Source organism: Nocardia pneumoniae NBRC 100136, assembly GCF_000308755.1.
Lineage (GTDB): Bacteria > Actinomycetota > Actinomycetes > Mycobacteriales > Mycobacteriaceae > Nocardia > Nocardia pneumoniae.
The window spans coordinates 59,303-81,446 of record NZ_BAGF01000006.1 but is presented as its reverse complement, the minus strand read 5'-3'; the positions used below and the strand labels follow the sequence as shown (position 1 = coordinate 81,446).

At 68.4% G+C, this 22,144-nt stretch carries 21 protein-coding genes; 2 read left to right on the top strand and 19 right to left on the bottom strand.

The window, feature by feature from the left end:
* Positions 1-69: 69 nt before the first annotated feature.
* The gene (locus ON34_RS33280) at positions 70-1,794 is read left to right on the top strand and encodes a sensor histidine kinase (RefSeq protein ID WP_306303632.1); all 1,725 of its coding nucleotides are present in this window, start codon (positions 70-72) and stop codon (positions 1,792-1,794) included.
* A 16-nt stretch (positions 1,795-1,810) separates the two neighbouring features.
* Complete coding sequence (locus ON34_RS01830) at positions 1,811-2,518, top strand: response regulator (RefSeq protein ID WP_245547842.1); 708 nt, start codon at positions 1,811-1,813, stop codon at positions 2,516-2,518.
* A 69-nt stretch (positions 2,519-2,587) separates the two neighbouring features.
* On the opposite strand, the gene ON34_RS01825 is transcribed toward ON34_RS01830, so the two are convergent.
* The 19 genes from ON34_RS01825 to ftsH form a co-directional block, all read right to left on the bottom strand.
* Positions 2,588-5,143 carry an ATP-dependent Clp protease ATP-binding subunit gene (locus tag ON34_RS01825; protein WP_040773255.1) on the bottom strand — a complete coding sequence of 852 codons (2,556 nt, stop codon included), beginning with the start codon at positions 5,141-5,143 and terminating at the stop codon, positions 2,588-2,590.
* A gap of 290 nt (positions 5,144-5,433) precedes the next feature.
* Positions 5,434-6,381 carry an esterase/lipase family protein gene (locus tag ON34_RS01820; RefSeq protein WP_040773252.1) on the bottom strand — a complete coding sequence of 316 codons (948 nt, stop codon included), beginning with the start codon at positions 6,379-6,381 and terminating at the stop codon, positions 5,434-5,436.
* An 85-nt stretch (positions 6,382-6,466) separates the two neighbouring features.
* The gene (locus ON34_RS01815) at positions 6,467-7,060 is read right to left on the bottom strand and encodes an anthrone oxygenase family protein (protein WP_040773250.1); all 594 of its coding nucleotides are present in this window, start codon (positions 7,058-7,060) and stop codon (positions 6,467-6,469) included.
* Positions 7,061-7,193: 133 nt separating this feature from the next.
* Positions 7,194-7,841: an FHA domain-containing protein gene (locus tag ON34_RS01810; protein ID WP_051022064.1), complete on the bottom strand. Its 648-nt coding sequence runs from the start codon at positions 7,839-7,841 to the stop codon at positions 7,194-7,196.
* Positions 7,842-8,021: 180 nt separating this feature from the next.
* Complete coding sequence (locus ON34_RS01805) at positions 8,022-8,381, bottom strand: histone-like nucleoid-structuring protein Lsr2 (protein ID WP_040773246.1); 360 nt, start codon at positions 8,379-8,381, stop codon at positions 8,022-8,024.
* A 116-nt stretch (positions 8,382-8,497) separates the two neighbouring features.
* Positions 8,498-9,997, bottom strand: a complete 1,500-nt coding sequence (gene lysS / locus ON34_RS01800; RefSeq protein ID WP_040773243.1) for a lysine--tRNA ligase — start codon at positions 9,995-9,997, stop codon at positions 8,498-8,500.
* A 260-nt stretch (positions 9,998-10,257) separates the two neighbouring features.
* Entirely contained in the window at positions 10,258-10,680 is a 423-nt protein-coding gene (locus tag ON34_RS01795) for a rhodanese-like domain-containing protein (RefSeq protein WP_040773547.1), read from the bottom strand.
* A gap of 8 nt (positions 10,681-10,688) precedes the next feature.
* Positions 10,689-11,297 carry a cupin domain-containing protein gene (locus ON34_RS01790; RefSeq protein WP_245547841.1) on the bottom strand — a complete coding sequence of 203 codons (609 nt, stop codon included), beginning with the start codon at positions 11,295-11,297 and terminating at the stop codon, positions 10,689-10,691.
* A 181-nt stretch (positions 11,298-11,478) separates the two neighbouring features.
* Entirely contained in the window at positions 11,479-12,276 is a 798-nt protein-coding gene (locus ON34_RS01785; RefSeq protein ID WP_040773240.1) for a type III pantothenate kinase, read from the bottom strand.
* A gap of 17 nt (positions 12,277-12,293) precedes the next feature.
* Complete coding sequence (gene panD / locus ON34_RS01780; RefSeq protein WP_040773236.1) at positions 12,294-12,713, bottom strand: aspartate 1-decarboxylase; 420 nt, start codon at positions 12,711-12,713, stop codon at positions 12,294-12,296.
* Between the two features lie 13 nt (positions 12,714-12,726).
* Positions 12,727-13,707 (bottom strand): pantoate--beta-alanine ligase, encoded by a 981-nt coding sequence (panC, locus tag ON34_RS01775; protein WP_040773233.1) that lies wholly within the window; start codon positions 13,705-13,707, stop codon positions 12,727-12,729.
* Positions 13,707-14,636, bottom strand: a complete 930-nt coding sequence (locus ON34_RS01770) for a Rossmann-like and DUF2520 domain-containing protein (RefSeq protein ID WP_040773231.1) — start codon at positions 14,634-14,636, stop codon at positions 13,707-13,709. The genes panC and ON34_RS01770 overlap by 1 nt, the downstream gene beginning before the upstream one ends.
* A gap of 156 nt (positions 14,637-14,792) precedes the next feature.
* Positions 14,793-15,728, bottom strand: a complete 936-nt coding sequence (locus ON34_RS01765) for a DUF6779 domain-containing protein (protein ID WP_051022062.1) — start codon at positions 15,726-15,728, stop codon at positions 14,793-14,795.
* A 70-nt stretch (positions 15,729-15,798) separates the two neighbouring features.
* Entirely contained in the window at positions 15,799-16,269 is a 471-nt protein-coding gene (locus ON34_RS01760; protein WP_040773541.1) for a DUF3180 domain-containing protein, read from the bottom strand.
* Positions 16,270-16,271: 2 nt separating this feature from the next.
* Complete coding sequence (gene folK / locus ON34_RS01755) at positions 16,272-16,808, bottom strand: 2-amino-4-hydroxy-6-hydroxymethyldihydropteridine diphosphokinase (RefSeq protein ID WP_040773539.1); 537 nt, start codon at positions 16,806-16,808, stop codon at positions 16,272-16,274.
* 210 nt (positions 16,809-17,018) lie between these two features.
* Positions 17,019-17,456 (bottom strand): dihydroneopterin aldolase, encoded by a 438-nt coding sequence (folB, locus tag ON34_RS01750; protein WP_083889085.1) that lies wholly within the window; start codon positions 17,454-17,456, stop codon positions 17,019-17,021.
* Positions 17,453-18,361 (bottom strand): dihydropteroate synthase, encoded by a 909-nt coding sequence (folP, locus tag ON34_RS01745; RefSeq protein ID WP_174371994.1) that lies wholly within the window; start codon positions 18,359-18,361, stop codon positions 17,453-17,455. The genes folB and folP overlap by 4 nt, the downstream gene beginning before the upstream one ends.
* A gap of 149 nt (positions 18,362-18,510) precedes the next feature.
* Positions 18,511-19,116: a GTP cyclohydrolase I FolE gene (folE, locus tag ON34_RS01740; RefSeq protein WP_174371993.1), complete on the bottom strand. Its 606-nt coding sequence runs from the start codon at positions 19,114-19,116 to the stop codon at positions 18,511-18,513.
* 239 nt (positions 19,117-19,355) lie between these two features.
* Positions 19,356-21,728, bottom strand: a complete 2,373-nt coding sequence (gene ftsH, locus ON34_RS01735; protein WP_040773222.1) for an ATP-dependent zinc metalloprotease FtsH — start codon at positions 21,726-21,728, stop codon at positions 19,356-19,358.
* Between the last annotated feature and the right edge of the window lie 416 nt (positions 21,729-22,144).

Below are 22,144 nucleotides of genomic sequence, written 5' to 3'. Positions count from 1 at the left end.
CGCGCGATGTCCGTGAAATACGTTTCTAGGCGGACGTCGAATCTCGGCCCAGCCGCATAGGCTACGTGCGTGCGGGTGTCAGCTATTACGGATCGAAGCTCGGTCGGCTTGGACTGGGGGGTCGCGCTCGTCGTGGCCGCGGTTCAAGTGGTCGGGGGCACCTTCGCGAACATGCGGCAGACCGGGGTGCACTCCCTGGATGTGCTCGGGTATCTCCTGCTGCTCGCCGGTCCGGTGGCGCTGATCTGGCGGCGGGCGCAGCCGGTGCCGGTGCTGTTCGTCGTCCTGGCCGTGTGCGTGGCGTATTTCGTGCGCGGCTACGGATACGGGCCGATCTTCCTCGCTCTGGTCGTCGCCTTCCTGACCGCCGCGAGCAGCGGATCCCGTTGGTGGACTTACCCGCTCGTCCCGCTCGGCTATCTCACCCTGGTCTGGCCGGTGCCCGGGCTGCTCGGCCGACCCGTCGGCCTGTGGCAGATCTTCGCGTTGATGGCTTGGCTGGCCGTGCTGCTGTCGGTAGCCGAAGGGATCAGGCAGCGCAAAGCGGTGCTCGTCGCGCGCAGACAGCGCGCCGAGGCCGCGCGCAGGGACGAGGAAGCGCAGCGCGAGCGGCGAGCCAGCGAGGAGCGCCTGGCCATCGCCCGCGAACTGCACGACGTGCTGGCGCACAGCCTGTCGGTGATCAACGTGCAGTCCTCGGTGGCGCTGGAAATACTCGACAAGCGACCGGAACAGGCGGAGACCGCCCTGACCGCGATCAAGGCTGTCAGCCGCGACGCGCTGGCCGAGGTGCACGCGCTGCTGCACACGATCCGCTCCGGAACTGTCGCGGCGCCCGCGGGCCAACCATCCGGCGACGACTCCGCGTACACAGACGGTGACACCGACCGCAGGCGCCGCCGTGGCTCGCGAAACGGCCGCGATCAGGCCGCCGAGCACGCTCCGCGCGACAGCGCCGATTCCGAACCGGCCGCGGCGAATACCGCTGCCGTCGAGCCACCGCCCGCACCGCGGACTCCCGCACCGAGCATCGGCGACTTGGACGAGCTGTTGCAGCGCCCACGCGCGACCGGCTTGGCGGTAGAGACCCGAGTGCTCGGCACCCCGCAGCAGCTGCCAAGCGTCATCGACGCGGCGGCGGCCCGGATCGTCCAGGAGTCGCTGACCAACGTGCTGCGGCACGCGCCGGGCGCCGACGCGACGGTGACCGTGCGCTACGCGCCGGACTCGGTCGACATCACCGTCGACAACACCCGTCCGACCAGCGCCCCGTCGCGCTCCGGCAACGGCGGCGGCAACGGCGTCATCGGCATGCGCGAGCGAGCCCACGCACTCGGCGGCGCGCTCACGGCAGGCCCGCGCCCCAGCGGCGGCTTCCGCGTCGCGGCGCGGCTGCCCACCCGAACCCCGGAGCCGGGAGCAACCCCGAACACGGAACCACGAAACCCCGCGACCAGCACGACAGCCGCCCGCGACGACGCATCGAGGACGCCAGATCAGGAAGCGGCCGGACCTACCACAGCGACGTCGGCAGCGACGCCAACAGGCGCCGCACCGCGCGGCACGACAAGCGCGGCAGCTCCGAACAACCCGACGTCGAGCACGCCCGGATCGGGAGCGACGGAACCCGCCGCGGCGACACCAGGAACGACGCCCAGCGGCGACGCCGCACCGACCAGCCCAACGGTCCGGAGCTGCCCGGCGTCAGCCGCGCCCGAGCAGAGGACGACGCCAGGCCGTCCGCAAGACGGACCCGCGGAGCGGCCGAGCACGTCCGCCGGACACGCGACCTAGGAGCCGAGCCACCGCGATGCAGGACCACCACGACAGCACGCGCATGGCCGCCGGACCGTCCCGCGATATCCGCGTCCTGGTGGCCGACGACCAGGCACTGGTGCGCGGCGGGTTCGTCGCACTGTTGGAGGCCCAGGACGGCATCGAGGTGGTCGGCGAGGCGGACAACGGGGAACAGGCGGTGCGGATGACCCGCCGCCTCCACCCCGACGTGGTGCTGATGGACATCCGCATGCCGATCCTGGACGGCCTTGCCGCCACTCGCATGATCGCCGAGGACGCGAAACTGGCCGACGTGCGAGTGGTCGTGCTGACCACCTTCGAACTCGACGAGTACGTCTTCGAGGCGATGCGCTCCGGCGCGACGGGGTTCCTTGTCAAGCACACCGAACCGGCCGATCTGGTGCGGGCCGTCCGCGTCGTCGCCGCGGGCGACGCCCTGCTGTCCCCCGGCGTCACCCGTAGGCTGATCGCGGAGTTCTCCGCGCGTGCGAAAACACCACCGCCCGCGACCCTCACCGAACTCACCGACCGCGAGCGCGAGGTGATGACCCTGGTCGCCGAGGGTCTCACCAACGCCGAAATCGGCGAACGTCTCTTCATGAGCCCCGCCACGGCCCGCACCCATGTCAGCCGCATCCTCACCAAGCTGAACGCCAGAGACCGAACCCAACTCGTGGTCATGGCCTACGAATCCGGCCTGGTCCGCCCGGGCTGGCAATAGCGCCGCTCGCCGACGCAAAGGCCCGTACCACCATTACCGGTGGTACGGGCCCGTTGCGTTCGTCGCGACTTACTCGCCGGAGGCGGCCTCCGCGGAGCCTTCCGACGCGCCGGTCAGCACGACTTCGGGCTTCTCCTCGGCGGCGGCCTTGGTCAGTTTCGCCTTACCGGTGAAGGTGAACTTGGCGTCCTCGCCGGAGCCCTCGCCGTCCCAGCCCTCGACGTCGACCGCGATGGTCTGACCCGGGCCGATCTCGCCGAAGAGGATCTTCTCCGACAGCTGGTCCTCGATCTCGCGCTGGATGGTGCGGCGCAGCGGCCTGGCACCGAGCACGGGGTCGAAGCCACGCTTGGCCAGCAGGTTCTTGGCGGTCGGGGTGAGCTCGATCGCCATGTCCTTGTTCTTCAGCTGCGTGGCGACGCGGCCGATCATCAGATCCACCATCTCGACGATCTGCTCGTTGGTGAGCTGGTGGAAGACGATCACGTCGTCGATGCGGTTGAGGAACTCGGGCCGGAAGTGCTTCTTCAGCTCGTCGTTGACCTTGAGCTTCATCCGCTCGTAGTTCGAGCCCTCGTTGTTGGACTGCGAGAAGCCCAGGCCGACGGCCTTCGAGATGTCCGAGGTGCCGAGGTTCGAGGTGAAGATCAGCACCGTGTTCTTGAAGTCCACGGTCCGGCCCTGGCCGTCGGTGAGGCGGCCGTCCTCCAGGACCTGCAACAGGGTGTTGTAGATCTCCTGGTGGGCCTTCTCGATCTCATCGAACAGCACGACCGAGAACGGCTTGCGGCGCACCTTCTCGGTGAGCTGGCCGCCCTCCTCGTAGCCGACGTAGCCCGGAGGGGCACCGAACAGCCGCGAGGCGGTGAAGCGGTCGTGGAACTCGCCCATGTCGATCTGGATGAGCGCGTCGTCGTCGCCGAACAGGAAGTTCGCCAGCGCCTTGGACAGCTCGGTCTTACCGACACCGGACGGGCCGGCGAAGATGAACGAACCGGACGGGCGCTTCGGGTCCTTCAGACCGGCGCGGGTGCGGCGGATCGCCTTGGAGACGGCCTTGACCGCGTCCTCCTGGCCGATGATCCGCTTGTGCAGCTCGTCCTCCATGCGGAGCAGCCGGGTGGTCTCCTCCTCGGTGAGCTTGAACACCGGGATACCGGTCCAGTTCGCCAGCACCTCGGCGATCTGCTCGTCGTCGACCTCGGCCACGACGTCCAGATCACCCGAACGCCACTGCTTTTCGCGCTCGGCCCGCTTGGCGACGAGCTGCTTCTCCTTGTCGCGCAGCCGCGCGGCCTTCTCGAAGTCCTGCGCGTCGATCGCGGACTCCTTCTCCCGGCGCGCCTCGGCGATCTTGTCGTCGAACTCGCGCAGGTCCGGCGGAGCGGTCATGCGGCGGATGCGCATCCTGGCGCCCGCCTCGTCGATCAGGTCGATCGCCTTGTCCGGCAGGAACCGGTCGTTGATGTAGCGGTCGGCCAGGGTGGCGGCGGCCACGAGTGCGCCATCTGTGATGGAGACCCGGTGATGCGCCTCGTAGCGATCGCGCAGACCCTTGAGGATGTTGATGGTGTGCTCGACGGTCGGCTCGCCCACCTGCACCGGCTGGAACCGGCGCTCCAGGGCGGCGTCCTTCTCGATGTACTTGCGGTACTCGTCGAGGGTGGTCGCGCCGATGGTCTGCAGCTCGCCGCGGGCCAGCTTCGGCTTCAGGATCGAGGCCGCGTCGATCGCGCCCTCGGCGGCGCCCGCACCGACCAGCGTGTGCAGCTCGTCGATGAACAGGATGATGTCGCCGCGGGTATTGATCTCCTTGAGCACCTTCTTCAGACGCTCTTCGAAGTCACCGCGGTAGCGGCTGCCCGCGACCAGGGAGCCGAGATCGAGGGTGTAGAGCTGCTTGTCCTTCAGCGTCTCGGGGACCTCGCCGTTGACGATGGCCTGCGCGAGACCCTCCACGACGGCGGTCTTGCCGACGCCGGGCTCGCCGATCAGCACCGGGTTGTTCTTGGTGCGGCGGCTGAGCACCTGCATGACCCGCTCGATCTCCTTCGAGCGGCCGATGACCGGGTCGAGCTTGCCCTCGAGCGCGGCCTGGGTCAGGTTGCGGCCGAACTGGTCGAGCACCAGCGAGGTGGACGGGGTGCCCGCCTCACCGCGCGAGCCGGACTCGACCGGCTCCTTGCCCTGGTACCCGGACAGCAGCTGGATGACCTGCTGACGCACGCGGTTGAGGTCGGCGCCCAGCTTCACCAGCACCTGCGCCGCCACGCCCTCGCCCTCGCGGATGAGGCCGAGCAGGATGTGCTCGGTGCCGATGTAGTTGTGGCCGAGCTGCAGTGCCTCGCGGAGGCTCAGCTCCAGCACCTTCTTGGCGCGCGGGGTGAACGGAATGTGCCCGGACGGGGCCTGCTGGCCCTGGCCGATGATCTCCTCCACCTGGCTGCGCACGCCTTCCAGCGAGATGCCGAGCGACTCGAGCGACTTGGCCGCGACGCCCTCACCTTCGTGGATCAGCCCCAGCAGGATGTGCTCGGTGCCGATGTAGTTGTGGTTGAGCATCCGGGCCTCTTCTTGGGCCAGGACAACGACACGCCTCGCGCGGTCGGTGAACCTCTCGAACATCGCTCCCTCACTCTCCTGCTCCGACATTCTGGCAACAGACGCCGCAGTGTGCTGTGTACAACCGTGGGCGTCAGACTGCCATGAAGCCCGGGGGTTGCGGCCCCCGCCGACTCCACTCTAGTTGGCGGGGGATGCCGCCGTCGCCAGTCCACCCTATTGCCGACCGGCGACAGCACGGTCATTCACTCATAACGTGGGCGTCGCGGGATTCGTTTCCGGCCAGGTTTTGCCCTCAGCGAACAGGCTGCCCGACGACCGGATCTCCGGCGCGCACGGATGACCCCGGCTGCCTACCCGGTGTACGGAGCGACGAAACCGCAGGGCACCGGGCGTGGATGCGCGGGATCGAGCGCGTTGAGCACGTAGGTCGCGGCCCTCGGGCTGCCCGCTATGCCCGTATGACCAGAGTAGTCCGTCGCGCATCCGTCCTGAACCACGATATTGGTCACGCCCGCCCCGGCGACCAGTCCCGCGGTGTAGGGCACGACCAGCTCGTCCAGCACGGTCGCGATGTTCGTATAGGTCACGTCGGGGTGGTAGACGCCGTCCTGGTTGAGGGCGCGCACGAACTCCGACCCTTGCAGCACCTGGCGGCAGGCCTGGCACGGCGATCCGGCCACCGCGTCGAAGACCGGGCCCAGACCCAGCCGTGTGCCGAACTCGTTCAGTTCCGCCATGCCGCCCGCGTTGGAGCCGAGCCAGGGCGGGGCAAGTCCGACCATCTTGTCCACCTTCGCCGCACCGCCGAGCCGCTTGACGAAGTAGTTGCCGATGAGGTTGCCCTGGGAGTGGCCGATGAGGTCGACCTGGGCCACGCCGGTCGCGGCGCGCACCCGGTCCACGAACGCGGCCAGCTGTGCCGCGCTCCGCTCGATCGGAAGCATGCCGCCGATGGCCGACGCGGGCCACGGCAGGTCGTAGTTGCCGAAGGTGCCGGAGTACACGCAGTAGCCCTCGTTGGCCAGCAGCGGCGCGTACACGCCCCAACTCGTCTGTGCGCCACCGCTGGTGCCGTGCACGAGAACCACCGGGTTCGGGTGCGCGGGGCTGGGCCTGCAGGACCAGTTGTTGGTGCCGGGCAGTGAACCGCCCGGATTCGCCAGCTCAGCGGGGATGCCGGCGAAGAAGTTGTAGTCGACGGGATATCGCTCCTGCGCGTGCGTTGGGCCCGCCGTGGCGGCGCAGACCGCGGCGAGCAGCACGACGACCAACGAAAAGCCTGAGACACATCGCACGATAGCCTCCAGGTATCGACCGTGTTCCGGGAAGCTACCGCATGGAGTGTCCCAGGCGGGGAAGATTCCGGTCGATTGCCGGTGAAAACTATCGCTGACCGAACGCAGGCGCCGCGGGCTGGTTGGGCGCCGCGTACTGTCCCGCGACCACCTGCCCCGCCGCTCCCGCCGCGACGGCCGACTTCCCCTGCTGGACGCCAGCGACGAACAGCGCGCCGCACAGCGCCAGGAAGGCCAGCGTGTGGAAGACGCCGCGCACGATGTTCCAGCGGACCCAAGCCGCTTCGTAGTCGGCGCGCACGGCGGCGAGGTCGGTGATCGAGGCGGGGTCGCCCGCGGCGGCCAGCTGGTCGTTGAGCGGGACGTTCAATCCGGAGGTGACCGCGAAGGCGATCACGTTGAGCACCAGCGCCAGCACGATCCAGATCAGCGTGCCGCGGTGCTCCCGCCCCAGGTGCAGTGCCGCGGCCAGGATGGTGAACCCGACGGTGCCGAGGAACCCGATCATGAACCAGGGGTTGATGATCACCACGTTGATCTTCTGCATCACGTCGATCATGGCCCGGTCGTCCGTCTGGGCCAGCGCGGGCATCACCGAATTGGCGTACGCGTAGAAAAGGCCCGCGATCAGGCCCGTCGCCAGCGTGGCGAGCACCAGTGCGGCGAGACGTGTGGCGGTCATGACTTCCTCCTGCTCGGAAAAACCCGGGCGGAGCGGAATCGCTCCGGCCGTGCCACCAAGTCAAGCCGCTGACGCGGACACTCTCCATGGCCGAGAAGCTCGACCGGCTGAGCGAGCGTCTACGGTGGAGGTCTCACAGATCCCGATCGGAAATGAGCCCACTCTGCATGGCCAGTCCAGCCAGCCGTACCCGCTTCTGGTTCTGCGGCAGATCCTCCACGCCGAATTTGGCGAACAGCGCGCGAAGATGGGTCTTGATCGCGTCGACGCTGAGGAACAGCTCCTCCGCGATCTGCTGATTGGAGGCGGGCGTGGCGAAGCCCGCGCCGTGCTTGTACGGGCGGCACAGCGCGATCAGCACCGAGCGCTGCGTCTCGGTCAGCGAGCGAGCGGTGGGGATCGATCCGGTCGAGGTGCGGGTGATGTCGTCGGCCACCCCGCCGAAATCGTGGAAGGACACCTTCGAGGTGCCGACCCGGATGACGTCGCCCGCCATCAGCCTGCGCCGGCCGACGAGCCGGTCGCCGTTGACGAAAGTGCCGTTGCGGGAGAGGCCGTCGTCGACGATGGTCCAGTGCGCGCCGAGGTATTCGACCGCCGCGTGCAGCCGAGAGACCTCCGCGTCCCAGCTCAGGGACAGATCGGCATGCGGGGAACGGCCGATCGTGACGCGACCGCGGTCCGGCGTGAGCGGGAACTCCTGTTGTCGACCGGCGTCATCGGTGAACCGTAAGAATGATCCGACGAATCCTGTCACTGCGCCGATACCTCGCCTTTCCATACCGCCAGTGACCGTCGCACGTTTCCATCGTGCCGCGTTCGGGAACTATGAGCAAGATCGATTCGTCTGCCGTCGCTGGCCACCGCATGATCGGGTCTTGCTGCTATATCGAAGCCCTATCACAAACAAGACCGCCGCCCCGACGTCGCACGATTCGCCGGGACGGCGGTCGAAATAGAACTATCCCTTCGCGGCCTTGTTGTACGCGTCGGTGATGTCGGCGGAGATACGGCCCCGCGCGGACACCTTGTGCCCATTCCGACGCGCCCACTCGCGAATTGCGGCGCTTTGTTCCCGGTCGATGGAGACCCGGCTCTTGGGCGTACCCGCCGCCGTCGCGGCGGCCTTGACCCGGCGCCGACCGCTGACCCGGCGCGCATTCGAAACCCACTCTTCCAAACCGTCGCGCAGCTTCGCCGCATTTGCCGACGACAGGTCGATCTCGTACGACACACCGTCGATCGCAAACTCGATGGTCTCGTCTGCGATGGACTCACCGTCGACATCGTCGATCAGGCTAACGGTGACCTTCTTTGCCATGAGATGAACGTCCTCTCGAAATCGTGCGACCCGCATACTAGGCCGATTACCCGAGGCAAGAATACCTCGAATTCCGGAAATTCCAAGACGGAGTCGCTGCTTTGCAATCCGATCGGTCACCTGGTGACCGGACGCACAATTGGGAACAGTATCGTTTCTCGGATTCCCAATCCCGTCAGCGCCATCAACAACCGATCGATTCCCATACCGGTTCCGGTGGTCGGCGGCATGCCGTGCTCCATCGCGGCGAGGAAGTCCTCGTCCAGCGCCATGGCCTCGTCGTCACCCTGCGCGGCCAGCCGGGCCTGGTCGACGAACCGCTCGCGCTGGATCACCGGGTCGACCAACTCCGAATAGCCAGTGGCCAACTCGAAGCCGCGCACATAGAGGTCCCACTTCTCCGTCACGCCGGACCGGCTGCGATGCTGCCTGGTCAGCGGGGATGTCTCGACCGGGAAGTCGCGCACGAAAGTCGGTGCGTACAGCTTGTCGCCATACTGATGTTCCCACAGTTCCTCGACGAGTTTCCCGTGGCCGTAGCCCTTGTCCTCCGGAATTTCCAGGCCGACCCGATCCGCGAGTGCGCGCAATTCGGCAACGGACGTTTCCGGCGTGACCGGCACACCCAGCGCATCCGACAGCGACGGGTACATCTCGACGGTCGCCCACTCGCCGCGCAGATCGTATTCGGTGCCGTCGGCCAGGGTCACCACCTGCGTGCCGAACACCGCTTGGGCCACTTCCTGCACCAATTCCCGGATCATCCGCGCCGAGTCGTCATAGGTGCCATATGCCTGGTATGTCTCCAGCATCGCGAACTCGGGGGAATGCGTGGAGTCCGCGCCTTCGTTCCGGAAGTTCCGGTTGATCTCGAAGACCCGCTCCAAGCCGCCGACCACGCAGCGCTTCAGGAACAGTTCGGGCGCGATGCGCAGGTAGAGGTCCATATCGAGGGCATTCGAATGGGTGACGAACGGCCGGGCCGCCGCGCCGCCGTGCAGCGTCTGCAGCATCGGCGTCTCCACCTCGAGAAATCCCCTGCGCTCCAGCGCGTCGCGCAGCGCACGCACCACGGCGATGCGGGTACGCGCCATTTCCCTGGCTTCGGGACGCACGATCAAGTCGACATAACGCTGCCGGACCCGGGACTCCTCGTTCATCTCCTTGTGCGCCACCGGCAGCGGGCGCAGCGCCTTGGCCGCCATGAACCAGGAATCGGCCATGACGCTCAGCTCACCGGTCCGCGAGGCGATGACCTCCCCCTGCACGAAGACGAAGTCACCGAGGTCGACGTCGGCCTTCCAGGCGGCGAGCGCGTCCGCGCCCACCCCGTTGAGGCTGATCATCGCCTGCAGCTTGGTGCCGTCGCCCTCTTGCAGCGTCGCGAAACACAACTTGCCGGTATTACGCATGAATATGACGCGTCCGGCGACACCGACCTGCTGGCCGGTGGCCGTGTCGGCGGCCAGGTCGGGATATGCGGCCCGAATTTCGGCGAGGGTATGCGTACGCGGCACGACGACCGGATAGGCCTCGCGACCGGACGCGAGCAGCCGCTCCCGCTTCTCCCGGCGAATCCGTATCTGCTCCGGGGCGTCGTCGGCGTCGGGCGCCACGGCAGGCCGCGAATCCGATGTCGATGCGCTGGAGGATGCAGGGTTCGGGGTGCTCACATCGAACAACCCTAGCGTGCACCGGAAATCGTTTTGCGGGCCGCCCAGGCTCCAGCCGCCAGTAACGAAACGGTATCGGCCCGGCGACCTACCCGAGGCGCTCCGCAGGCACTCCGGGAACTCGAAATAGCCGGCGCGCATCGCGATGCGCCCGGAAACACCTGGGCGCCCGGCTAATTCGAGATGGAAGTGATCGCGGGGAATTACAGGGAGGCGAGCGCCTCCAGCTCACGTGCGAAGTGCGGTGCCCGCACCGCGACGTTCAGCAGCCCCGCCGCCTTCAGTGCCTGGTAGCCGCCGACCAGGTCGGTCGCTCGATGCAGTCCGAGCTGTTGCAGCGCCGCGGCGGCCAAGCTGGAGGTATAGCCCTCGGAGCAGACGACGATCCACTCCACGTCGTGGTCGGCGGCCAGGGCCAGCCGGGCGGAACTGGAGGGATCCAGCCGCCATTCCAGCACATTGCGTTCGATCACCAAGGCGCCGGGCAAGGTGCCCTCGCGCCCGCGCTGCGCCTGGGGCCGGATATCCACCAGAATGGCGCCCCGCTCGATCGCTTCCGGCAATTCGAAGGCGTAGATCCGGTTCAGCTGGGCCCGCGCGTTCTCGAGCATCTGATCGATGGTCAAACGGGTCATTACATATCACCTTCGGGCTGGTCGGTGAGGACGGTTCGGGTGCGCCGCAGGGTGCCGTGGCCGGTCACCTCGTAATACGACATGGCGGTAAGGGGCGGGGAATAGGCGTGCACGCTGAGCGTGGGATCGAGCGGGCCCGCGGATTCGGCGCCGCCCGTCACGACGGCGGGCGCGCGCATCACGTCGTGCACCCAACCGATCGGGAACGACGCCTGATCGCCCGCGGTGAGCGTGCGGCAGCGCAGTTCCGTTCCATTCCAACGATATTCGGACAGCGCGCCGCTGAGCACGGTCAGCGCGCCGAGCGATCCGGCGTGGTCGTGCAGCTCGGTGGACTTGTCCGGCGTCCAGCTGATCAGCCAGACGTCCACCTCGTCGTCGGCGAGCAGCCTGGTCGCCCAGCGCTCGTCGGCCGGCCATCCGCCGTTCGCGGGAAGCAGATGGTCATAGCGCCCGGCCAGCACGTCTTCGGCGCCTTCGTCGGTCAGCCGCAGCAGATCGGCCGGGCGCAGCCGGGTCGGCAGCGCGGGCGCCACCGAACGATCCAGCGGCGGGGTGGCCGACAACGCGGTACGCGCGGACGAAAGGGAAAGTACGGAAGAACGCATGAGCGAATCTCCAGGAGGAAGGTGTCGGTCGAGGACGGGTAGTCAGCCTCGATCGGTCGAGGCAGGTCAGCCTCGACAACACTCCTGGGTGCTCACGCTAGAAAACACGAATGCGAGTTTAACAGCACGGTGCGCGGTATCGGCAAGTCCCGGTGCTGCGACAAACCCAACACCGCGCATATCAGACACTTCCCTTGCGCCGCAGGTTGCGTTCGTATACAAGCCGCAGGCCGGTCAGCGTGAGATGCGGGTCGTGGTCCTCGATGGTCTCGGATTCCGGGACGATCAGCGGCGCGGTCGCGCCGGTGGCCACCACCGCCACGTCGTCGCCGGCGAAGGCGTCGAATTCGTCGCGAATCCGATCGATCAGCCCGTCCACCAGGCCGGCGAATCCGAATACGGCGCCGGACTGCATGCATTCCATGCTGTTCTTCCCCAGCACCGACCGTGGCCTGGTCAACTCGGCCCGCCGCAGCGCGCTGCGTTCCACCAGCGCCTCCGTGGCGATCTCCACGCCGGGCGCGATGATCCCGCCGAGGAACTCCCCCTTCTTGGACACCAGATCCACACAGATCGCCGTGCCGAAATCCACGACGATCGCGGCCGAGGAATATCGCTGGTAGGCGGCCAGGCAATTGACGATGCGGTCCGCGCCGACTTCTTTCGGATTGTCGACCAACAGCGGAATGCCCGTGCGCACGCCCGGCTCCACCAGCACGTGCGGAACATGACCCCAGTACTGGCTCAGCATTCCGCGGAGTTCGCGCAGCACCGGCGGCACGGTCGACAGGGCCGCGACGCCGATCACCTCGTCCAGTTGCGCGCCGACCAGCCCGCGCACCTGCATGGCGAATTCGTCGGCGGTCAGCAGCGGATTGGTGTGCATCCGCCAGTGCCGCACCAGTTTCGAATGCGTCCCGACCCCCGAGAACAGACCGAGTTCGATACTGGTGTTGCGGACATCGATGGTCAGCAGCATGTCCCGGTCGCCGGCTCTCAGACGAACGACAGGGAGCGCGGCGAGGTCAGTCCCGAGCCCTCCGGCGCGTGCGCCGGGTCCGAGCCCAGCTCGACCGGGCGGTTGCGCTCGTCGACGAACACGACCTTGGGGTCGTACTCCGCGATCTCCTGCTCGTTCAACTGACCGTAGGCGATCAGGATGACCAGGTCACCGGGGTGCACGAGGTGGGCGGCGGCTCCGTTGATCCCGATCACGCCCGAACCCCGCTCACCGGCGATGACGTAGGTCTCCAGCCGGGCGCCGTTGTCGATGTCCACGATGCAGACCTGCTCGCCTTCCAGCAGGTCGGCGGCGTCGAGCAGGTCCTGGTCCACCGTGACCGAGCCGACGTAGTGCAGGTCGGCGTGCGTCACGGTGGCGCGGTGGATCTTCGACTTCATCATGGTGCGCAGCATTGCGTCGCCCTTTCTAGTTCGCGGGAGGGAGCAGGGCGGGATCGGACACCGCCGGGGCAGGCTGGGAGGAATCCGCGGCGGGCCGCGAACCGGAGACGGCGGGGTGCCCGTCGATCGGAGCGCCGAGGGTGACGGCGATGTTGTCGATGAGCCGGGTGGCGCCGACCTTGGCCGCGATCAGCAACCTGGCGTTGCCGGTGGCCGGGGCCGGACCGAGGTTGGCCGAACGCAGCTCCAGGTAGTCGAGGTCGACACCGGACGCGGCGTCGAGTACCTGGCGAGCGGCGGCCAATACGGCCTCGCCGCCGAGACCGGCCGCGTGCTTGCCAGCCGACAGCGCCGCCGACAGCGCGAGCGCCGATTCGCGCTGCGCCGGATCGAGATACCGATTGCGCGAGGACAGGGCCAAGCCGTCGGCCTCCCGCACGGTGACCACCGGGGTGATCTTGACGTCGAAATTCAGGTCGCGAACCATCTGCCGGATCAGCGTGAGCTGCTGGTAGTCCTTCTCACCGAAGAACGCCTCGCTGGGCCGGGCGATCTGCAGCAATTTGGCGACCACGGTGAGCATGCCCGCGAAGTGGGTCGGTCGGCTGGCCCCCTCGAGCTCGGCGCCGAGCGGACCCGGATGCACGGTGGTGCGTGGGCCGTCCGGATACATATCGGACACGCTCGGCGCGAACACCAGCTCGACGCCCTCCGCGCGCAGCAGCTCGACGTCGGCGTCCAGCGTGCGGGGATAGGTGTCCAGGTCCTCGTTCGCGCCGAACTGCAAGGGGTTGACGAAGATCGAGACGATGACCACCTGATTGGTCCGCTTGGCCAGCCGGACGATCTCCAGATGACCCTCGTGCAGGGCGCCCATGGTCGGCACCAACGCGACCGTGCGGCCGACGCCGCGCAAAGCGCCGGACACCGCGCTGAGCACGGCGGGATCGTGATGCACGGTCAGCTCGCCGGGCCGGTAGGCACCGCGCAATTTCGGGTCGAACATCAACGTCCTTCCAGCAGCTCGATAACGGCGGGGGCGGTGCCGGCCCGCTCCGCGGTGCGCAGCGACAACGCGCGATACCCCTCGGCCAGCCGCGGATCGACCGCGGTCAATGCGGCCAGATGGGCCGCCACCGCGTCCGCGTCGCCGCGGGCGACCGGGCCGGTCAGCGCGGATTGGCCGCGGCGCAAGGCGTTGTCCAACGCGGCCGAGGCCAGCGGGGCGAGCAGACGCTCGGCCAGGCCGCCCGGCTGGTCGTCGACCACCTGCTGGCCGAGCAGACCGGGGCCCTCCAGCGCGACGCGCAGCGCGGCCAGCGCGTCGACGATCACCGTGACCAGGTGATTGCTGCCGTGCGCCAGCGCGGCGTGATACAGCGGCCGATTCGCTTCCGGCACCCGCACCGGCTCGCCGCCCATCTCGATCACCAGCGACTGCGCGATGGCGTAGCCGACCTCGTCGGCGGCGGTGATGCCGAAACAGGCGTTGCCGAGCCTGGTCACGTCTTCGTCGTGGCCGGTGAAGGTCATCGCGGGGTGGATGGCCAGCGGACGGGCGCCGAGCTCGGCCAGCGGAGCCAGCACGCCGATGCCGTTCGCGCCGGAGGTGTGCGCCACGATGGTGCCCGGCCGCACGACACCGGCACCGGCCAGGCCACGAACCAGACCGGCCAGCTCGGTGTCGGGCACGGCGAGCAGCAGCAGCTCGCTGCGCTTCGCCACCTCTTCGATCGGCAGGATCTTCGAGTCCGGCAGCCGGGTCCGGGCACGGCGAATCGAGGCGTCGGAGATCGCGCAGACGCCGAACACCACATGTCCGGCGCGCTCGAGTGCCGCGCCCAATGCCGAACCGACGCGTCCCGCCGAGACGATTCCCACCGTCAGGCGTGCGGGCGCGGGGTCGTAGCCCGAAGCAGCGCTATCGGAATTCACGCTTCTCGAGGTCAACGTTGTCCTCTCGATGTCGTTCCAGTCCCGCCATGCGGGTACCGGACGGTACGACACGAGAATATCGGCAGGCGATTCACCGGGGCCATGGGGTGCCCGCGTGATTTAGACCGCACTGCCGGGACACCGGCAGCGCCCCGTTCAGCGTCCTTCGCGCTGCTCGGACTCCAAGTTGGCCATGATCTCCGCGACGGACAGACGGCGCGACGACGCCTCTCCGTCGCCTTCGGCCCTGCGCCGCCTGCGCGTGCTGGGCGTGCCCACGGTCGGCGTGGAGGTCGGCCTCGAAACAGGCTCGGGGCGAGGCTCGGGGCGCGCGGTGGGCCGCGTCGGAGGTTCGTCGACCGGTTCGTCGACCGTCTCGGTGAAGGCGTCGGCCCAACCGCGCGGCTGGGCGTACCGACTCTGCTCGTCGTCGTCCTCGTCGAAGGAGACCACCGCGGTCTCGGCGGTGACCGGCTCGTCGAAGGGGCTGGCGAAGACCGGTGGCTCGGGATGATCGGGCTCGAAAATCGGCGTCATACTGCTACGCGGTTGCTGGTCGGCGAAGACCGACCACATTCCGGCATTCGCGGAGCTATTGTTCGCCGATTCCCCGCTCGAGCTGGTCAGCTCCTGAATCCGGGTCGCGTCGGCGCGCAGCGCGGGGCGATCCATCGGCAGATCGCCGTCGAACAGCCGCTGCAAGCTCTGCCGCAACACGGTGAGCTCGGCGCGCAGTGCCGCGAGTTCGGCCGCGTCGGCCCCCACTTCCTCGCGCACGCGCGCCTCGACGCCCAGCTCGTACTCGCGGCGCGCGGTGACCTCTCGCTCCAGCTGCAATTCGTAGACCGTCTGCAGGTCGCGGACCTTCGCCTTGTCGATCGTCGCCTCTTTGCGGTACTTCGTCGCGGCCAGCGCGCCGATCGCGGCGGCCCACAGCGCCGCGACCAGACCTACCCGTACGAACTGCACATTGTTACTGAAGACCAGGAAAACGCTGGCAACCAGACCCAACAGAATCAAGACGCCGGTGAACAGTTTTCCCGCGTCGTCCCGCCGTCGACGGGAAGTGCTGCTACGGGAGGGTGAAGCCATGCCAGCCAGGGTAGCCAAAAGGTGGACCGCCGCCCAGATTCCGGTGGGGTGATCGCATTCGCAAAACTAGCTATGTGGTTGCCGCATCGTCGGTGGGGTCCTCGGGCGCGCGACAGCAATACTCCAACCAGAGCGCCGCAGCAACCAAAGCCACCCCCGCCAGCATCCCGACGATCGCGCCGGGGCTGTCGGCCGCCGCGGCGCGCAATGTGCCGCGCTGCGGGAAGACCCAGCACAGGAAGCCGAGCCAGATACCGGCCGCGATCGAACCCACCTGCACCGACGCCTTGGCCAACGCGACGGCGCGGGCCGCGGTGATCGGATGCAGCTGGTGGCGGCCATCGCCGATCTGATGATCGTTGACCCTGGCCCGGATCACGAAGGCGAGCACGGCCTCGATGGCGGCCACCGGGTAGAGCGAGGCACCCGCGAAGATGGAGATCGGCGGGAAGTTGTCGTAGGCCACCCTGGTGGCGATCCACGCGACAAGCGCGGCGATGAGCACGTTCGCCACGATGTCGAGGACGCGGGTCGGCTTCAGTTTCACGACGCGGCGCCCGTCAGCGAGAACGCGGTGCGGCGCACGCCTGCGCGCTCGGCCGGATCGAGCCGCGCCAGCAGTTCCGCGACGGCGTGCGGTGCGCCGTCGACCTCGAGCACCGCGTCCGGCACGACGTCCAGCCACGGCACCAGCACGAAGGCACGGCGATGTGCCTGCGGGTGCGGGAGGATCAAATCCGGGTCGGTGCTGCGGCAAGCCACGGGCTCGCCATCGCGGAGTTCGGCGCACCACACCACGTCCACGTCGAGCGTTCGCGCGCCCCAGCGCACGTCGCGGACCCGTCCCGCGGCCTGCTCCAGCTCTTGGCCGCGGCGTAACCAATCCGCGCAGCCGAATGCCGGATCCTCCACCAGCACGGCGGCATTGAGGTAGTCCTCCTGCGGGACGCCGCCCCATGGCGCGGTCGAGTACACCGCGGACACGGCCAGCACCCGGTGGCCGAACCCGTCCAGAACGCTGCGCAGGTGCGCGAGCCGGTCACCCAAATTCGAGCCGATGGACAGCACCGCACGCGTCATCGGCATGCCTCCACGGCGTTCGGCTCGGTCCACGGAAGGACCGCGCCCGGATTCGGTTGCCTCATGCTGTGTCCTCTATCCGCATGAGCGGGGCCCTCCGTGGTCACACTGCGCTGCCGCCTCCGGGCCTGACCACTCATGCTGTGTCCTCTATCCGCATGAGCGGGCCCTCCGTGGTCACACTGCGCTGCCGCCTCCGGGCCTGACCACTCATGCGGGGTGCTCCCCCCGGTGGCGCGAGGTGACCACCCGAACATCGGCGAAGGTGTGCGGGATCGGCGCGGATGGCTTGTGCAGCACCACCTCGACCGAGGTGATCCGCGGATCGGTCATCACGTCGTCGGCGATCTCCGACACCACCGACTCGATGAGATTGCGCGGCGGGCCCTGAATGATCCGGACCGCGCGCTCGGCCAGCGCACCGTAATCCACCGTGGCCGCCAAGTCGTCGGACGCCGCGGCGACGGCGAAATCCAGCCACACCGTCAGATCGACCAGGAACTCCTGGCCGTCGCGGCGTTCATGATCGAACACCCCGTGATGCCCGTAAGCGCGCAAGCCGCGCAACTCGATCCGGTCGGCGCCACGGCGGATCGGCGCGTTCGGCGACACGGCACCGGCTTCGGCATGGACCGGGGACTGGCTCATCGGTGAGCTCCTCGCGCACTCGGACGGGCGATGTCGTGCTCTGCGGCGCGCTGCCGTGCGGCATTCTGCCACGCGTCGGCGACGGCGATGGCATCCAGGGAGGCACGCACGTCGTGCACGCGCACACCCCACGCGCCGTACACCGCGGCAAGCGCCGAGATAGTCGCGGTGGCCGTCTCCCGGCCGTCCGGTGGACGCGGTCCGTCGTCGTTGGCGAGCAGCGCGCCGAGGAAACGCTTGCGGGAGGCGCCGATCAGGATCGGCAGGCCGTGGCCGACGAGTTCGGGCAGCGCGCCGAGCAGGGCCCAGTTGTGTTCGGCGTTCTTCGCGAAGCCCAGACCGGGGTCGAGAATCAGCCGGGACGGATCGACCCCGGCGGCGACGGCCACATCCACCTGGCCGTTCAACTCGGCCAGCACCTCGGCGACCACGTCGTCGTAGTGGTCGGCGGGGCCGGTGTGCCGGTAGTCGGCCCCGGCCCGCCAGTGCATGAGAATCCACGGCAGCCCGGCGGACGCGACCACCCGCACCATATCGGGATCGGCGCGGCCGCCGGAGACATCGTTCACCACCGAGACCCCGGCGTCGATCGCCGCCTCGGCCACCGCGGCGCGCATGGTGTCTACGCTGGTCGGCACGCCCGCCGCGACGAGTCCACGGATGACGGGCGTGACCCGGGCCGCCTCGGTCGTCGCGTCGATACGGATCGCGCCGGGCCTGGTGGACTCGCCGCCGACATCGATGATGTCCGCCCCGGCGGCATACAGCCGGACGCCGTGGGCGATGGCGAGATCGGGATCGAGATACTTGCCGCCATCGGAGAACGAATCGCTGGTGACGTTCACCACGCCCATCACGACGCAGGACCGACCGCCCCGTGCACGGACGCCTCCAGGCCCGGTCATCTGGGCGTCCGTGCCCGTCGCGCCGTCGTCACGGCCGGTGAGCGGCGTACCGGTCGTCGCGCGCTCGCCACCACTCGCGGTGTCTTCCCCCGTCGCTCCTGTCGCCGCGCTTTCATCGCCGCTCCTGAGTCCGGACACCGCTGGCCCGCTCACTTACGCAGAATGAGATCGAGCGCCTCGGCGCGCGAGGCGGCGTTGGACTGGAGCAGTCCGCGCACCGCGGAGGTGGTGGTGCTGGCGCCCGGCTTGCGAATGCCGCGCATCGCCATGCAGAGGTGCTCGGCTTCCACCACCACGATGGCGCCGCGCGGGTCCAGCTTGCGCATCACCGCGTCGGCGATCTGGCTGGTCAGGCGCTCCTGCACCTGGGGGCGCTTGGCGTACAGGTCGACCAGCCTGGCCAGTTTGGACAGGCCGGTGACCCGGCCGTGCGGCCCGGGGATGTAGCCGACGTGCGCTACGCCGTGGAACGACACGAGATGGTGCTCACAGGTCGAGTACATCGGGATGTCCCTGACCAGGACGAGTTCCTGGTGTCCCTCGTCGAACGTGGTGTTGAGCACCGAATCCGGCTCCACGTAGAGCCCGGCGAACGTCTCCCGGTACGCGCGCGCGACCCGGGCGGGCGTCTCCCGCAGACCGGGCCGGTCCGGGTCCTCGCCGACAGCGATCAACAACTCCCGCACCGCGGCTTCGGCGCGGGCTTGATCGAACGACTTGCCGGTTTCGAGTGCGACCAGGCCGGGTTCGGTGATGCCGAGGTCGACACCGTCGTGTTCCGCAGCACTCGACTCGGCGAGGACGTAGCCGCCGCCATGATTGTTGGCCGACAATCGAGGACACCTCCAAAATCTCGGGATGCCGGCAATTACTCGGCACCCCCGATGGTCGAGCCTAATCGTCACCGGTCGCGGCGCGAGCGAGAGGCCCGCGGCGCCGCGATCAGTCCCTGCGGCGCGAGCGACAGACCCGGGGACGGAAAGCCGCCCTGGTTTCAGTGTCGCCCGTTCGGTCCATCCCACTCGCCGTTCTCGCCGTCGCCCGGGTTGGCGCGACGCGGCTCGTCATAGCCGCCGTGGTCGCCGTACCCGTCGCCGCCGTAGCCGTCGTCGGGTCCACCCCACGGCTGGTAGCCCTGCCGCGGCTGCTGCGGATCGCCCCACCCGCCGGGCTGGCCCTGCTGCTGCGGCTCGTCCCGCGGCGGCCAACCGGGAGCCGACCACCCTGCGGGAGCGCCATAGTCCGGCCGCGAGCCGTGCGTCCCCTGGCGCGGGTAGGCCGGCTGCGGAAGCGGGTAGCCGGGCGCGGCCGGGCGGCCGTACTGCGGCGGCGCGCCGTATCCGCCATCGTGCGGCGGGTAACCGTTGGCGCCCTGCGGCTCACGCTGCGCGGACGCCGCCACCGGCTTCACCAAGGGCTCCGGCGGCCACGATTCGCCGCGCTCGGCGGCCAGTTCGCCCGGCGTCTTCACCGGCGGCTTGTCCGACGGCACGCGATCGCCGAAATCGTTGAACGCGGTGATCCGCGGGCGCTTCTGCACCGAGGCGAGGATCTGCTCGAGATCCTTGCGGTGCAAGGTCTCCCGCTCCAGCAGCGCGGTGGCCAGATCGTCGAGCACGTCCCGGTACTCGTTGAGGATGGCCCACGCCTCGGTGTGCGCCGCCTCGATCAGGTTGCGCACCTCCTCGTCGATCGCGCCCGCCACCTCGTGCGAGTAGTCCGAACCCATGCCCATCGAGCGGCCGAGGAACGGATCGCCCTGTTCCTGGCCGTACCGCACCGCACCGAGCCGGGCGCTCATGCCGTACTCGGTGACCATCGCGCGAGCGATCTTGGTGGCCTGGTCGATGTCGGAGGACGCGCCGGTGGTCGGCTCATGGAACACCAGCTCCTCGGCCGCGCGACCGCCCATCGCCATGACCAGGCGCGCGATCATCTCCGAGCGGGTCATCAGGCCCTTGTCGTCCTCGGGCACCGTCATGGCGTGACCACCGGTGCGGCCGCGCGCGAGGATGGTGACCTTGTACACCGGTTCGATATCCGGCATCGCCCAGGCGGCGAGGGTGTGACCGCCCTCGTGGTAGGCGGTGATCTTCTTCTCGTGCTCGCTGATGATCCGGCTCTTGCGGCGCGGGCCGCCGATCACGCGGTCGACCGATTCCTCCAGCGATTCGCCGGTGATCACCGCGCCGTGCTCGCGGGCGGTCAGCAGCGCGGCCTCGTTGATCACGTTGGCCAGGTCGGCGCCGGACATGCCGACGGTGCGCTTGGCGAGGCCGTCCAGGTCGGCGTCCGGCGAGATCGGCTTGCCCTGCGAGTGCACCCGCAGGATGGCGCGGCGACCGGCGAGGTCGGGGTTGCCGACCGGGATCTGCCGGTCGAATCGGCCGGGACGCAGCAGCGCGGGGTCGAGGATGTCGGGGCGGTTGGTCGCCGCGATCAGGATGATGCCGGTGCGGTCGCCGAAGCCGTCCATCTCCACCAGCAGCTGGTTGAGGGTCTGCTCGCGCTCGTCGTGGCCACCGCCGAGCCCGGCGCCGCGCTGGCGGCCGACCGCGTCGATCTCGTCGACGAAGATGATGCAGGGGCTGTTCTGCTTGGCCTGCTCGAACAGGTCGCGCACCCGGGAGGCGCCGACGCCGACGAACATCTCGACGAAGTCCGAACCGGAGATGGTGAAGAACGGCACGCCCGCCTCGCCTGCGACGGCGCGGGCCAGCAGGGTCTTACCGGTACCGGGCGGGCCGTAGAGCAGCACGCCCTTGGGGATCTTGGCGCCGAGGGCCTGATAGCGGACCGGGTTCTGCAGGAAGTCCTTGATCTCGTAGAGCTCTTCGACCGCCTCGTCGGCACCGGCCACGTCGGCGAACGTGGTCTTGGGCATGTCCTTGGACAGCTGCTTGGCCTTCGATTTGCCGAAGCCCATCATGCCGCCGCGTCCGCCGCCCTGCATCCGGGCCATCACGAAGATGAACAGGCCGAGCAGGATCACCATCGGCAGCACGAACAGCAGGATCTGGGTGAACCAGCTCTCCTGCTTGACCACGGTGTTGTAGTTGGCGCCGGAGTTCTTCACGGCCTCGAAGATCTGCGCGGAGGTCTCGCTGCCGCCCGGATACTTCGCGATGATCTTGCTTTGGCCGCCGGTGGCGTCGTTGCCGTTCTTCAGTTCGATGCGCAACTGCTGCTCGCGGTCGTCGATCTGAACGTTCTGAACGTTGCTCTTGTCCTCGAGCTGGCTCAGGGCAACCGATGTATCGACGCTCTTCCAGCCCCGCGTGTCGTTGCCGAAGTAACTGAACGCATAGATCACGAGCAGAATGCCCGAGACTATGGCCAGGGTGCGAAACACAGTCTTGCGGTTCATAGAGCGTCGGCCGGGGCGGCCAGTCCTTTCCGGTGTCTCCGGTTCTTGCCTAGCGATGCGTCTGGCGCGTCCGGTTCCGCGGGGGTTCGGATGCGGACATGCCACGTTACCGCGTACGGTCTACTCGATACATCGCGCAGTTCGGCTGCAGGTGCAGCTAAAGAGGTAAACGGCCGGAGACCGACGGTGGTTCCCGATGTCTCCGGTTCGGCTTCCTCCAAGTGGCAACAATCATGGCATGTTCGGCCTATCGTGAGCGACGACACAACCACGCGGCGCGAGCGACGGGCACGGAGGCGGTAGCTTGCGTAACCACCAAGGGCTCCTGGAGCGCCGCCATCAGACGCAGTGCGAGCGACGGGCACGGAGGCAATAGCTTGCGTAACCACGAAGGGCCCCGGCAGCGCGGCGAAAAC